Genomic DNA, 12,962 nt, shown 5'->3' on the forward strand with positions numbered 1-12,962 from the left:
TACGTCTCGTAGGCCGGGGGAAGCGCGCGGATCCGGCGAGCAGGCCGGGGACGGGCGTGGCCCGCGCCCCCGCCCGAACCGTCAGCCCCCAGGAGCGCCCGCCTGTGATCAGTCGCCCGCCCCGGCCCCGGGAAAGGGGAATCCCGGAGGCCACCGTCGCCCGCCTCCCGGTGTACCTACGTGCCCTCCAAACCCTGCAGGATCGTGGTACGGCCACCGTCTCCTCGGAGGCCTTGGCCAGGGCCGCGGGCGTGAACTCGGCGAAGCTCCGCAAGGATCTGTCGCACCTCGGGTCCTACGGGACACGTGGCGTGGGTTACGAGGTGGAGTACCTCGTGTACCAGATCTCACGTGAACTTGGTCTCACCCAGGACTGGTCCGTGGCCATCGTGGGGATCGGCAACCTGGGCCGCGCTCTGGCCAACTATGGGGGTTTCGGCACCCGGGGGTTTCGGATCGCGGCCCTGCTCGACGCCGATCCAGGGGTGGTCGGGCAGCGCGTCGCATCGCTGGACGTGGGGCATATTGACAAGTTGGAAGAGGTTGTACGCGAGAGGGGTGTGTCGATCGGGGTCATCGCCACACCGGCGGCCTCCGCTCAAGGGGTGGCCGGTCGTTTCGTGGAGGCCGGAGTGACCAGCATCCTCAACTTCGCTCCCGTCGTGCTGAATGTGCCCGACGGGGTCGATGTGCGTAAGGTCGACTTGTCCATCGAACTTCAGATCCTCGCCTTTCACGCGCAACGCAGGGCCGATGGCGACGGCCGTGAAGCGGAACGGGCGGGGCTGGAAATGACGTAGACGCAAGGGGCCGAGGGCCCACCCAGGCGGTGGCGAAGAGCGAGCGTGCGCCGCGTTCCGGTAGGGCTGATGGCGGGGGCCTCAGCCCTATCCGAACATTGACAAGGTATGAAGCCTGCGTAGATGCCTGCATAGGAGTGCGGATGAGTGTCCTGGCCGTGGGGTTGAGCCATCGGAGTTCGCCAGTGGCGCTCCTCGAGCGTGTCGCGCTGAACGGGGAGACCCGGGTCAAGGCGATCGGGGAGATGATCGGTTCCGAGGCGGTCAACGAGGTCATGGTGGTCTCCACCTGTAACCGCACGGAGGTCTACGCCGAGGTCGAGGGTTACCACGGCGGCGTCGCGGCGATCACCGAACTCCTCTCCTGGCACACCGGGGTGAGCCTGGCCGAACTCTCCGAGCACGTCTACGTGCACTACGACGAGCGCGCCATCCAGCACCTGTTCTCCGTCACCTGTGGTCTGGACTCGATGGTCGTCGGCGAGGGCCAGATCCTCGGTCAGGTCCGCGACTCCCTCAAGGAGGGGCAGAGGATCGGTTCCGTGGGCCGGGTCCTCAACGACCTCGGCCAACGCGCCCTGCGCGTGGGCAAGCGAGCCCACACCGAGACCCATCTCGACCACGCCGGGGCCGACATGGTCGGCTTCGGTCTGACCATCGCCTCCCGCGACCTCGCGGTCACCCCCAGGCCCGGCGTTCCGGCGACCGCGATCACTCCACCGATGGGCTGCCCCATGTCCGGGCAGGGTTCGCCCGAGACCGAGGGTGAGGCGCCGCGCACCCTCATCGACGCACTTCCGACCGGCCCGCTCACCGGGACCCGCGTATTGGTCCTGGGCGCCGGTTCCATGAGCGCCTTGTCCGCCAACACCGTCGCCCGCCAGGGCGCCGGGACGGTCATCGTCGCCAACCGCACGCACGAGCGCGCCGAACGCCTGGCCGAATGCCTCAACGAGGCCTACGACACCGTGCACGCCCGTGCGGTCCCCTTCGAAAACGCCGCCGACGCGCTCACCGAGGCCGACCTGGTCATCTCCTGCACCGGGGCCCAGGGCCTCGTCCTCACCGCCGACGCCGTGGCCGCCGCCACCGAAGACCGCGCCCACCCCCTCGTCTTCCTCGACCTCGCGCTTCCTCGTGACATCGACCCGGCCGTGCGCGAGCTCGACACCGCCCGCCTGGTCGACATCGAGGACCTGCGCCAGGCCTCCTCCACCGAGACCGAGGCCGACTCCGAACGCGCGGGGGCCCTGGCCATGGTGCGCGGGATCGTCGAGGAGGAGGTCAACGAGTTCCAGGCCGGTCGCCGCGCCGACCAGGTCGCCCCCACCGTCGTGGCCCTGCGTGCCCAGGCCCGTGACGTCGTCGAGGCCGAACTCAGCCGTCTGCACGGACGTCTGCCCGAGGACCTCGACGAGCGCACCCGTGAAGAGATCGGCCGCGCCATGCGCCGTGTCGCCGACAAGCTGCTGCACAGACCCACCGTGCGCGTGAAGGAATTGGCGGCGGCCCCCGACGGTGAGACCTACGAGGTCGCCCTACGCCGGCTGTTCGATCTCGAACCCCAGAACTCACAGAAGCCGACGGTCGCACGGACCGTGGCCGGCGCCAGGCGTCACGACGCCGCGCGGACCGCACAGGAGAAGGCATGAACGCCACACCCGCCAAGCTCGGCACCCGCCGTAGCACCATGGCCACCAATCAGTCCCAGAAGGTGGCCGACACGATCACCGAGCGCACCGGTCAGGCCATCGAACTGGAGCTGATCACCAGCTTCGGTGACGTCACCAAGGCCCACCTGACCCAACTCGGCGGCACCGGTGTGTTCGTCAACGCCCTGCGCGACGAGCTGAACGCCGACACGATCGACTTCGCGGTGCACTCGCTCAAGGACCTGCCCACCACGCCCGCCGACGGGCTCGTCCTGGCCGCCATCACCGAACGCGACGACCCGCGCGACGCCCTGTGCGCCCGCGACGGGCTGAAGTTCGTGGACCTGCCGGCCGGCTCCAAGATCGGCACCGGTTCCCCGCGTCGTGTCGCCCAACTGTCCGCCCTTCGCCCCGACCTGGTCTACGTGCCCATTCGGGGTAACGCCGAGACCAGGCTGGGCAAGGTCACCTCCGGTGAACTCGACGCCGTCATCCTGGCCTACGCCGGCCTGGGTCGCGTGGGTCGCGGCGAAGCCGTCACCGACGTCTTCGAACCCGAACAGATGTTGCCCGCCCCCGGCCAGGGGGCCCTGGCCGTGGAGTGCCGCACCGAGCGCGCCGAAGGTGACCTCGCCTACCTGTCCGCCGTGGACCACGCGCCGACCCGAATCGCGGTCGTCGCCGAACGCACCATCCTCGCTGAACTCGAAGCCGGATGCGCCGCCCCGGTCGGTGCCTACGCCGAGTACTCCGAGAACCGTCTGCGCTTGCGCGCGGCCGTGGTCGCCACCAACGGCGCCGAGTCCATTCGCCGTGAGCGGACCGTGGACCTGTCCTCGCCCGAGGACCTCGACACCGCCGTCGCGCTCGGTCGCGACCTGGCCCGGCAAATGATCGCCGAGGGCGCCGACCGCATCGTCGCCGAGGCCTTCGCCGAAAGGGACACCCCTTAGAGATCACCTGGGCAGCACCTGCCGCTGCCGGGGGAACACCCGCGCGGGTCGCCCCCCGTCCGTCACCGCCCCGGAGACCGCACTCCGGGGCGCAGGCGACCCACACACGAGGAGCGAGTACGTGAACGCCAACGCCAACCCCCGACCGGAGGAACCGCGTCGCAGCACGCGTCAGCGGGGTCATGTCGCCCTGATCGGTTCCGGTCCCGGCGGCGCCGAACTTTTGACTCTGCGCGCCGCCGAGCTGTTGCGTCGCGCCGACGTGGTCATCACCCTGCGCGAGCCCGCGGCGGAAGAGCTCGCCCCCTTCCGCGAGGAACTCCTCGCCCTGTGCCCCGAGGACGTCTCGGTGGTGGAGGCCACCGAGTGCGGTGGGCAGATCAACACCTTGGCGATCACCCGTGCCCGTGAGGGGCAGCGGGTCGTGCGCCTGTACTCGGGGGACCCCTTCGTCGGCTGCCGTGGCGCCGAGCTCGTCGCGGCTTGTCGAGAGGCGGGCATCGAGGTCGAGGTCGCCCCGGGCCTGTCCTCGATCACCTCGGTGCCCACCTTCGGCGGGATACCGCTCCTGGGGGAGGGCACGCCCGAACTGCGCGTCCTGCACGCGCGTCCGCACGGTGACAAGGAGGTCGACTGGCAAGAGGCCGCTGCGAGCGACGCTCCCCTGGTCATCCTGGGCGCGGACGCACCCGCGGGCGAAGCCCCCGAACACCAGGGGCCGGGCTTCGACGTGGTCTGCAAGACCCTCATCGCGGGCGGCCGTCCGGCCACCACGCCCGTCGCCGTCGTGCGCGCGGGCGGTACCACCAAGCAGACCACCGTGACCTCCACGCTGGCCCGCCTGGTCGCCGAACTCAAGTCCACCGACGCCAAGAACCACCACGTCACCGCCCCCGCGCTGATGATCGTGGGTGCTCCGGTGGCACGCCAGTCCGAACTGTCCTGGTTCGAGACCCGACCGCTGTTCGGGTGGCGTGTTCTGGTGCCCCGGACCAAGGAACAGGCCGCCAGTCTGTCCGAACAGCTTCGTCACCATGGCGCGGTGCCCGAGGAGGTGCCCACCATCTCGGTGGAGCCGCCCCGGACCCCGCAACAGATGGAGCGCGCCGTGCGCGGCCTGGTCACCGGCCGCTACCAGTGGGTCGCCTTCACCTCCGTCAACGCGGTCAAGGCCATCCGTGAGCGCCTGGAGTCCTATGGTCTGGACGCCCGGGCCTTCGCCGGGGTCAAGGTCGCCGTCGTCGGTGACGCCACCGCGCAGGCCGTTCGTGACTTCGGTATCGAGCCGGACCTGGCACCGCCGGAGGACGTTCAGTCCAGCCGGGGTCTGGTATCGGTGTGGCCGCCCTACGACGCCGAGATCGACCCGATCGAGCGGGTCCTGTTGCCGCGCGCCGACATCGCGACCGAGGTCCTGTCCGCAGGCCTGGTCGACCTGGGCTGGGAGGTCGACGACGTCACGGCCTACCGGACCGTGCGCGCCGCGCCCCCGCCCCAGCCGATCCGCGAGGCCATCAAGGGCGGTGGTTTCGACGCGGTGCTCTTCACCTCCTCCTCCACGGTCCGTAATCTGGTGGGCATCGCCGGTAAGCCGCACAACACCACCGCGATCGCCGTGATCGGTCGTGAAACCGAACAGACCGCCATCGAGTTCGGTCTGCGTGTCGACGTCGTGGCCCCCAAGGCATCGGTCGAAGCCCTCGCGGAGGCCCTCGCGGAGTATGGTGCGGCCAAGCGTCAGGAGGCGATCGACGCCGGGAAGCCGATCCTGAAGCCGAGCCAGAAGCGTCGCGGTCGCCGCCGCAAGCTCTGATCCGGTCGCGGGCCGTGAACCCGGTCCAGGAGACCGAACGAGGGCCCGACATCCGAACCGAAGTCCACTCCATGATCCGGGAGCATCCATGACCTCCGCCCAGCACGACGCCGCCTTCCCCGTCGCCCGGCCACGCCGTCTGCGTCGGGGGTCGGCGCTGCGGCGCCTGGTCTCGGAGACCCGGGTGCTTCCGGAGAACCTCATCCTGCCGATGTTCGTCAAGGAAGGCCTGACCGAACCGGTGGCGATCTCCTCGATGCCCGGCCAGGTGCAGCACACCCGTGACAGCTTGCGCGAGGCCGCCCATGAGGCGGTCGAGGCCGGGGTCGGCGGACTGATGCTGTTCGGTATCCCCGAACACAAGGACGCCGTGGGCTCGCAGGCCGACGACCCGAACGGTGTGGTCCAGGTGGCCCTGCGCGATCTGGCGGCGGAGATCGGGGAGGACATCGTGGTGATGGCCGACCTGTGTCTGTGCGAATACACCGACCACGGTCATTGTGGCCCGCTGGAGGCGGACGGACACGTCGAGAACGACCTCACCCTGGAGCGGTACGCGTCCATCGCCGCCGCCCAGGCCGAGGCCGGCGCCGCCGTGGTCGCGCCCAGCGGCATGATGGACGGCCAGGTGGCCGCGATCCGCGCCGGGTTGGACCGTGGAGGCTTCACCCAGGTGCCCATCCTGGCCTACGCCGCCAAGTACGCCTCGGTGTTCTACGGTCCCTTCCGTGAGGCCGCCGAAGGCGCGCCGCGGTTCGGTGATCGCTCCGGTTACCAGCAGGATCCCGGCAACGTCCGCGAGGCTTTGCGCGAGGTGGCCTTGGACGTGGCCGAGGGCGCGGACATGGTGATGGTCAAACCGGGCCTGGCCTACCTCGACGTGGTCGCCAAGGTGGCGGAGTCCTCCCCGGTACCAGTGTCGGCCTATCAGGTCAGCGGTGAATACGCCATGATCGAAGCGGCGGCGGAAAAGGGCTGGCTGGACCGGGAAAGGGCGATCCTGGAGACCCTCACCTCCTACCGCCGTGCGGGGGCCGAGCAGATCCTCACGTACTGGGCCACCGAGGCGGCACGCCTGCTGCGCTGACACGTACCGGCTCACGCCCCGGTCGCGGCCGCCGGGCGCGGGGCCCACTCCGCACCGGCCGCGTCCGTATCGATGTCGACCGGGGAGTTCGGATGGCCGACGTGTTGTACCGCAGGAAACGCCGCCACGCCATGGACAGCATGCTGGATTCGGCGTTGCGCTACGCGGATATGGGATGGCCGGTGGTCAGGGGCACGGCGCCCGGACAGGACCGGGCGTGCACCTGTGACCGGATGGGCTGCCCCGACCCGGCCGCGCATCCGGTCACCGCGGCCTGGGGAGTGGAGGCCAGCACCGACTCGGACACGATCCGTCGCTGGTGGACGGCCGACCCGAACGCCAACGTGGTACTGCCGACCGGCCGCGTCTTCGACGTGCTGGACGTGCCTCGGGAGGCCGGGGTGATGGCCTTGGCCCGGATGGGACGCAGTGGTGTGCCTGCGGGGCCGGTCGCCGCCCTGGACTCGCGTTACCTGTTCTTCGTGGCGACCCGATCCCCGGTGGACGAGGACGAGTGGTGGTCCTGCCACTTGGACTGCGACCCCGAGGTCGTGGAGGAGATGCCGGGCCTGCGCTGGCACTGCCGGGACAGCTTCGTCCTGGGCGCCCCCTCGGCCCTGGCCTCGGGTGGGCGCGTCACCTGGATCCGTACCCCGCGCGAGGCCGAACGTTCGGTGGTCCTGCCCGACCCCATCGCCGTCCTGGACATCCTGGCCGACGCCAGCGAGGAGTTCACCGGAGCCTGACCCGTTTCACGCACGGCGGCGGCCGACCCACAGGGCCGGCGCCGTACGGTCGCGCAGGTCCAGTTTGCGCAGGATGCTGGTGACGTGGTTCTTGGCCGTGCCCCAGAAGAACAGGTCCAATACCCGGGGGCGGCTTCCGTGCAAGGCGACCCAGGAGGACGGATCGGGGGCGAACGCCGTTCGTCATTGCTTGACGATAATCTGGCTTCCCTTTCATGGAGATGGGCCAGGGCCATGCCAATGACCATTTGATTTGGCATATGTGCCGTCTCGCAAAACCATTCCCAAAGCATTCCTCGGGGGCGATGTGGCCTCCAGGGGAAGGCCGTGGCGCCGTTTTTTGAAGGCGAGAAATGGTCGTCTCTGAATCGGAGATAAAAACGGGAGGGGAGGTCCCCTTCCCCCGTTGGGTAATGCGCGGTGGTGCTCATGGTGGTATCGGTCCGCGTGTGGTCCGCTCTGCCCGACCAGGTGATCACCGACACGGGTGTCGATGGCCGTGTCGCCGGCACGGTGCCTCGGCGACCGGGGAACCTCCTGGTCGGGGTGGTCACCGCAGCGGCGGGCCTGTTGCTTCCCGACCCGGTCGTGGCCGCCTACCTGGTGGGGCTGGTGAATCCCGCCGTGCTCGTCGGATGCGCCTTCCCCTTCCTTTGGAGTCGAAAGTGGCGGAGGAAATCCGAAGACGACTCATGAGAAGCGGTGCCGCTGCCATCGAGGTGGGTCCCGGGCGTGGGTGAGTCACGAAGTTCTCACCAGTGCGTATGGTGTGGATGGGAAGGTGAATGGCGAGGGTTTTGTTAACCCTCGCCATTCATATCTGATTCGTTTCAGATCCGTGTCTCGTTGACGACGATGCCGTCGTGGTCGCTGTAGAGCCATTCGCCGGGGACGAAGGTGACGTCGCCGAAGGTCACCGGGACGTCCTGACGCCCGGCCCCGTCCTTGAGGGACTTGCGCGGGTTGGATCCCAGCGCCTTCACCCCCAGCTCCAGTCGCCCAAGGGCGACGGTGTCGCGGACCACGCCGTTGATGACCACCCCGGCCCAGCCGTTGCGCACCGCGGCCTCGGCGATCATGTCGCCCATCAGGGCGCTGCGCAGGGATCCATTGCCGTCCACCACCAGCACGGCGCCCTCGCCGGGGGAGTTGAGGATCTGTTTGACCAGCCCGTTGTCCTCATGGCAGCGCACGGTGCGGATCGGCCCGGAGAAGACCTCGTGCCCGCCGTAGAGCCGGAACTGCGTGGAGCAGCTGCGCAGGGTGTCGCCGTGGTCGTCGATCAGGTCCGCCGTGGTGAAGTTCGTGGCCATGACAGCTCCGGTCCGTGGAGAGAGACGAGTGGACGCAACCAAATTACTCACTGGTAGAACCCAGGTCCTTCGCCGGGGCCTTCTGTCTCCTTGGTCGATCCCTCCGGGTCCCTTTCGTCGGTTCGCTCGGGGGACGGTCCTGCGGGCCTCGAGTTGATGACAGGATGAGGACTTCCCGTCATTCGCCCGTGGGAGTCCCGTCACCGGAATGTCGCCCGGCCTTCCCCTGCGGCACGCGCGACTCTTCTCCCCGTACGACCCCAATGGAGAGAGATGGTCTCCGAGATCTTCACCATCAGCGCCGCCTGGTCACGGGCCGTGATCGAGTTCGCCGCCGAACTCGACCCCTGGATGCAGAGCGCCGCCGAAGTGGGCACCGACCTCTTCCTCGGTGTGTTCGCGGTCCTGTTCCTGCTGGCCTGGTGGAAGGCCCGCTCCGTCGGCTCACGCCTGGTCGGCCTGGCGCTCTTCGCTCCGGTGGCGACCGTCATCGCCTACTTCGTCAGCGTGACGGTCAAGTCGTTCTTCCAACAGTTGCGGCCCTGCCAGGCCATGACCGAGCTGACCGTGATCGCCGCCTGTGACCCCATCGGTGATTGGTCCTTCCCCAGCAACCACGCCGCCATCGCCGGCGCGGCCGCCGCGGCGGTGATCATCGCCTGGCGCCGCTTCGCCGTCGCCGCGGTCCTGTTCGCCGTCCTGGAAGCCTTCTCCCGGGTCTTCGTCGGCGCCCACTACCCGCACGACGTCACCGTCGGTCTGCTCCTCGGCGCCGTCGTCGCCACCCTGGTCTCCCTCCTGGCCGCTCGCCCGATGACCGCTCTGGTCGACAAGCTCGCCGAGATCGACGTGCTGCGTCCCCTCCTGCGTGCCCAGGCTCCGAGCTCCGGTCTCGACCATGAGGAGATCCGCGAGGACGACCGCACCAAGGCCTGACACCACGAGACCGTGTGCCCTGTCCCCTCCACCCGGGGCAGGGCACACGCCCATCCGAACGGAGGGCGGGTCATGGTCACGCTGGGAGGGACAGCTGACACACTGGTGAGGTGGGTACTCAACAGACTTCCGCAGAGCTCTTCCAACGGGCGGCCGCCGTCGTCCCCGGCGGTGTGAACTCGCCCGTTCGCGCCTTCGGTGCCGTGGGCGGCACCCCGCCGTTCTTCGTCAAGGGTGAAGGCCCCTACCTCACGGACTCCGACGGTCGCCAGTACGTCGACCTCGTCTGCTCCTGGGGTCCGCTCATCCTCGGCCACGCCGATCCCGCCGTGGTCGAGGCCCTGCACGGCCAGGTCGAGGCCGGCACCTCCTATGGTGCGCCGACGGCGGGTGAGGTCGAACTCGCCGAACTCATCGTCGAACGCACTCCCGCCGAGAAGGTACGCCTGGTCAACTCCGGTACCGAGGCGACCATGTCGGCGATCCGCCTGGCCCGTGGCTTCACCGGGCGAGGCAAGATCATCAAGTTCTCGGGCAACTACCACGGGCACGTCGACGCGCTCCTGGCCGCCGCCGGCTCCGGCCTGGCCACCTTCGCGTTGCCCGACTCTCCGGGTGTCACCGGTGCCAGCGCCGCCGACACCATCGTGCTGCCCTACAACGACGTCGAAGCGGTGGAACGTGCCTTCGCCGAGCACGGTGACGAGATCGCCTGCGTCATCGCCGAGGCCTGCCCGGCGAACATGGGCGTGGTCCCGCCCAAGGCCGGTTTCAACGCCCGCCTCAAGGAGCTCGCGCACGCCAACGGCGCATTGCTGATCCTGGACGAGGTCCTCACCGGTTTCCGGGCGAGCGCCTCCGGTTGGTACGGCCTGGAGGGCGTGAGCCCCGATCTGATGACCTTCGGCAAGGTCATGGGAGGAGGACTGCCAGCGGCGGCCTTCGGTGGTCGGGCCGAGATCATGGACCGGCTCGCTCCGAACGGCCCCGTCTACCAGGCGGGCACGCTCTCTGGGAACCCGCTGGCCACGGCGGCCGGCCTCGCCACCTTGCGTGGCGCCACACCGAAGGTCTACGAACACATCGACCGGGTCTCCGCCCAGGTCGGGGCGGAGGTCTCCGAGGCGCTCTCCGAGGCCGGGGTGACCCACCGCGTCCAGAACGGAGGCAACCTGTTCACGGTGTTCTTCACCGATCGGGAGATCGTCGACTTCGACGGTGCCCGCACCACCGACACCAAGGTGTTCGCGGCCTTCTTCCACGCCATGCTCGAACAGGGTGTCTACCTGCCGCCCGCCGCGTTCGAGGCCTGGTTCTTCTCGGCGGCGCACGACGACGCCGCGATCGACAGGGTGGTCGCCGCCTTGCCGAAGGCGGCCCGGGCCGCCGCCGAGGCCCAGAGCTGACCGTGCCCGGACCCCGGACAGAAAGACTTCCACGATGACCACGACCACCGTCGTCCACCTGCTCCGCCACGGTGAGGTGTACAACCCCCGAAAGGTCCTCTACGGGCGGCTGCCCGAGTACCACCTGAGTGACCGGGGAAAGCGGATGGCGGAACTGGCCGCCGACTGGTTCGAAGGCCGCGACATCGCGGCCCTGTACTCCTCGCCCCTGGACCGTGCTCAGGAGACCGCGGTTCCGTTGCAGAAGGCGTTCGACCTGCCGGTGGCCCTGGACGATCGGCTCATCGAGGCGGCCAACAAGTTCGAGGGGATGTCGCTGTCCGCGTCCTCGGCCCGTGATCCCCAGGTGCTCAGGCGGCTCTACAACCCCTTCAAACCGTCCTGGGGCGAGCCGTACCAAGAGGTCGTCGCCCGAATGGTGGAGGTCATCAAGGTGGTCCGCAGGGCCGCTTGGGGGCGGGAGGCGGTGTGCGTCAGCCACCAGCTGCCGATCTGGATGGCCCGCCGAGCAGCGGAGAGCAAGCGGCTGGGGGACCGGCCGGATCGGCGCGAGTGCAATCTGGCCAGCGTCACCTCGCTCACCTTCGTCGACCAGCGTCTGGCGAGTGTCGGCTATGCCGAACCGGCGGCCGAACTCTACGTGGGCGGCCCCTCCGTCCCCGGAGCCTGACCTGCCTGGGGGTGGCCCACCCGGGCCACCCCGCAGGTGGATCCAGCGGGGTTGTGTCCGTGGGAGCCTCCCCACGGGTAAGCTGAGTGAGGGTGCGGTAGACGTGCGTGCTCAACGCTGTCCTCCCCGGGGCCGCCCCGGTCGCACCGGTCGCGCACGACCACGCGTGCGTGGGCCATAGCGAGTCCGGTAACCGCATCCGAGCCGACAGGTGTTCGTCACCGGTGGTTCGGCGTGTCCGTACTCACTCGTCAGCGAGAAGGTGATCCCATGGGTTCCGTTATCAAGAAGCGTCGTAAGCGGATGGCGAAGAAGAAGCACCGCAAGATGCTCAAGCGCACGCGTGTGGCGCGTCGCAACAAGAAGTAGGACCTTCGCGGCGAACGTCTCTCCGCGGGCGCGGGCCGGCCTCCCCGGCAAGCCCTCGGACGCGGAGACACCTTCCCCTTTGCTCGGCCATGAGCAGAGCAATGGAATTTTCCGGGTGGACCACGGTTGTGGTTCAACGGGTCTCGGTCGCCGCTTCACCCCGGTGGGTGAACGACCCGTAGGCCACCCGGACCACCATCGTCTCCTTCCAAGGAACGTGTCGCCATGGCTCGTGTCGTACTCGTCACCGGGGTCTCCACCCCCCTCCCGGCCAGGGTCGCCCAAGCCCTGAGCGAGAAGCCCGGTGTTCGTCGGGTGATCGGTGTGGACTCCTCCCTACCGGTGAACGGTGTCCCGGGAGTCGAGTGCCGAAACGTCGATCTGCACGACGGAAGCCTGGATCGGGTCGTCGCCGAGTCCGGCGCCGATCTCATCCTGCACTTGGGCCTGGACACCGCCAAGAGCCCCAACCGTGAGGACAACCTCCTCGGGACCATGCGGGTTCTGGGCGCGGCCCAACGATCCGCAGCTGTCCATCGTCTCGTGGTGCGCTCCAGCGCGACCCTGGACGCCGACGACGCGGCCGAGGTCGAACGGCACACCAGAGCCCTCCAGCGCCGTCGCCCGGACCTGTCCGTGGCCGTTTTGAAGTTCGCGAACCTCATCGGCCCCTCCGTGGACACCCCCCTCACCCGTTACATGGACTCCCGAGTCGTTCCCACCGTGATGGGTCGCGATCCGCATGTGCAGTTCCTGCACGAGGATGATGGGGCAGAGGCGCTGGTGCGTATGGCACTCAGCGAACAGACCGGCTTCTTCGACGTTTCCGGGACGGACACCGTCCCGCTCTCACATTGTCTGCGCCGGATCGGTGGCCAGCGCCTCCCTGTGCCCGCACGCGGCCTGAAGGTGCTGCGCGGTGTGGCCAAGCACGGCCGGATCGACTACGCCAGCTCCAGCACCGCCCGGGCGATCGACGCCGGGGTGCACGCCTCCCGACTGGATTCCTCCCGGCTGCGCAACGCCCTGGACTGGGCACCCGCCTACAGTTCCATCGAGGCCTTCGAAGCCTACGCGCACAGTCGCCACGGTTTCGTTCGTGGTGACGGCTCCGGACGTGGTGGTCGCGGCGCGGGCCTGCGCCCCACGCACGTCATCGCCCTGGCCAGGGCCACCCTGGGTCGTTGATGCCTCGGCGGCCGTGGTCCGGCCGCCGA

General features: G+C 69.0%; 13 protein-coding genes and 1 pseudogene. 12 read left to right on the plus strand and 2 right to left on the minus strand.

Translation table 11 applies throughout. The annotated features are described in order from the left end of the window. Positions 1-104 precede the first annotated feature (104 nt). The 6 genes from D472_RS0103520 to D472_RS0103545 all read left to right on the plus strand — a co-directional run bounded on the left by D472_RS0103520 (position 105) and on the right by D472_RS0103545 (position 7,051). Complete coding sequence (locus tag D472_RS0103520) at positions 105-800, plus strand: redox-sensing transcriptional repressor Rex (protein ID WP_026117345.1); 696 nt, start codon at positions 105-107, stop codon at positions 798-800. A 143-nt stretch (positions 801-943) separates the two neighbouring features. Next, positions 944-2,452 (plus strand): glutamyl-tRNA reductase, encoded by a 1,509-nt coding sequence (locus D472_RS0103525; protein WP_033303092.1) that lies wholly within the window; start codon positions 944-946, stop codon positions 2,450-2,452. Further along, a complete protein-coding gene (gene hemC / locus D472_RS0103530; protein WP_017603122.1) occupies positions 2,449-3,405 on the plus strand; it encodes a hydroxymethylbilane synthase in 957 nt (318 codons plus the stop codon). The genes D472_RS0103525 and hemC overlap by 4 nt, the downstream gene beginning before the upstream one ends. Before the next feature lie 121 nt (positions 3,406-3,526). Then, entirely contained in the window at positions 3,527-5,218 is a 1,692-nt protein-coding gene (locus D472_RS0103535) for a bifunctional uroporphyrinogen-III C-methyltransferase/uroporphyrinogen-III synthase (protein ID WP_017603123.1), read from the plus strand. An 88-nt stretch (positions 5,219-5,306) separates the two neighbouring features. After that, a complete protein-coding gene (hemB, locus tag D472_RS0103540) occupies positions 5,307-6,305 on the plus strand; it encodes a porphobilinogen synthase (protein ID WP_017603124.1) in 999 nt (332 codons plus the stop codon). 92 nt (positions 6,306-6,397) lie between these two features. Continuing rightward, positions 6,398-7,051, plus strand: coding sequence for a bifunctional DNA primase/polymerase (locus tag D472_RS0103545; RefSeq protein ID WP_017603125.1), 654 nt, complete (start codon positions 6,398-6,400; stop codon positions 7,049-7,051). Between the two features lie 6 nt (positions 7,052-7,057). On the opposite strand, the pseudogene D472_RS28065 reads toward D472_RS0103545, so the two are convergent. Further along, a pseudogene (locus tag D472_RS28065) lies at positions 7,058-7,153 on the minus strand (DNA-binding response regulator); the annotation flags it as partial. A gap of 327 nt (positions 7,154-7,480) precedes the next feature. Here D472_RS28065 and D472_RS0103555 point away from each other — a divergent pair. After that, entirely contained in the window at positions 7,481-7,747 is a 267-nt protein-coding gene (locus D472_RS0103555; protein ID WP_152447890.1) for a hypothetical protein, read from the plus strand. 134 nt (positions 7,748-7,881) lie between these two features. Here D472_RS0103555 and rraA read toward each other — a convergent pair whose 3' ends face one another. Next, positions 7,882-8,364: a ribonuclease E activity regulator RraA gene (gene rraA, locus D472_RS0103560; protein ID WP_017603128.1), complete on the minus strand. Its 483-nt coding sequence runs from the start codon at positions 8,362-8,364 to the stop codon at positions 7,882-7,884. A gap of 273 nt (positions 8,365-8,637) precedes the next feature. Between rraA and D472_RS0103565 the strand changes: the two genes are divergently transcribed. The 5 genes from D472_RS0103565 (at position 8,638) to D472_RS0103585 (ending at position 12,933) form a co-directional block, all read left to right on the plus strand. Next, positions 8,638-9,300: a phosphatase PAP2 family protein gene (locus D472_RS0103565; protein WP_017603129.1), complete on the plus strand. Its 663-nt coding sequence runs from the start codon at positions 8,638-8,640 to the stop codon at positions 9,298-9,300. Between the two features lie 110 nt (positions 9,301-9,410). Then, positions 9,411-10,706 carry a glutamate-1-semialdehyde 2,1-aminomutase gene (hemL, locus tag D472_RS0103570; protein WP_017603130.1) on the plus strand — a complete coding sequence of 432 codons (1,296 nt, stop codon included), beginning with the start codon at positions 9,411-9,413 and terminating at the stop codon, positions 10,704-10,706. A 34-nt stretch (positions 10,707-10,740) separates the two neighbouring features. Beyond that, on the plus strand, positions 10,741-11,376 hold the full coding sequence (locus D472_RS0103575) for a histidine phosphatase family protein (protein ID WP_017603131.1): 636 nt from the start codon (positions 10,741-10,743) through the stop codon (positions 11,374-11,376). Between the two features lie 270 nt (positions 11,377-11,646). Next, entirely contained in the window at positions 11,647-11,745 is a 99-nt protein-coding gene (locus D472_RS27380; RefSeq protein ID WP_017603132.1) for a 30S ribosomal protein bS22, read from the plus strand. A gap of 225 nt (positions 11,746-11,970) precedes the next feature. Beyond that, complete coding sequence (locus D472_RS0103585) at positions 11,971-12,933, plus strand: NAD-dependent epimerase/dehydratase family protein (RefSeq protein WP_017603133.1); 963 nt, start codon at positions 11,971-11,973, stop codon at positions 12,931-12,933. The last annotated feature ends 29 nt before the right edge of the window (positions 12,934-12,962 follow it).

Source organism: Nocardiopsis alkaliphila YIM 80379, assembly GCF_000341005.1.
In the GTDB taxonomy this organism is placed as follows: Bacteria; Actinomycetota; Actinomycetes; order Streptosporangiales; family Streptosporangiaceae; genus Nocardiopsis; species Nocardiopsis alkaliphila.

Bases quoted from the DNA above. Each gene is read 5' to 3' on its own strand.
- rraA (WP_017603128.1), bottom strand. From the start codon at position 8,364: ATGGCCACGAACTTCACCACGGCGGACCTGATCGACGACCACGGCGAC.
- D472_RS27380 (WP_017603132.1), top strand. From the start codon at position 11,647: ATGGGTTCCGTTATCAAGAAGCGTCGTAAGCGGATGGCGAAGAAGAAG.
- D472_RS0103565 (WP_017603129.1), top strand. From the start codon at position 8,638: ATGGTCTCCGAGATCTTCACCATCAGCGCCGCCTGGTCACGGGCCGTG.
- hemB (WP_017603124.1), top strand. From the start codon at position 5,307: ATGACCTCCGCCCAGCACGACGCCGCCTTCCCCGTCGCCCGGCCACGC.
- D472_RS0103575 (WP_017603131.1), top strand. From the start codon at position 10,741: ATGACCACGACCACCGTCGTCCACCTGCTCCGCCACGGTGAGGTGTAC.
- D472_RS0103585 (WP_017603133.1), top strand. From the start codon at position 11,971: ATGGCTCGTGTCGTACTCGTCACCGGGGTCTCCACCCCCCTCCCGGCC.
- D472_RS0103525 (WP_033303092.1), top strand. From the start codon at position 944: ATGAGTGTCCTGGCCGTGGGGTTGAGCCATCGGAGTTCGCCAGTGGCG.
- D472_RS0103545 (WP_017603125.1), top strand. From the start codon at position 6,398: ATGGCCGACGTGTTGTACCGCAGGAAACGCCGCCACGCCATGGACAGC.
- D472_RS0103555 (WP_152447890.1), top strand. From the start codon at position 7,481: ATGGTGGTATCGGTCCGCGTGTGGTCCGCTCTGCCCGACCAGGTGATC.
- hemC (WP_017603122.1), top strand. From the start codon at position 2,449: ATGAACGCCACACCCGCCAAGCTCGGCACCCGCCGTAGCACCATGGCC.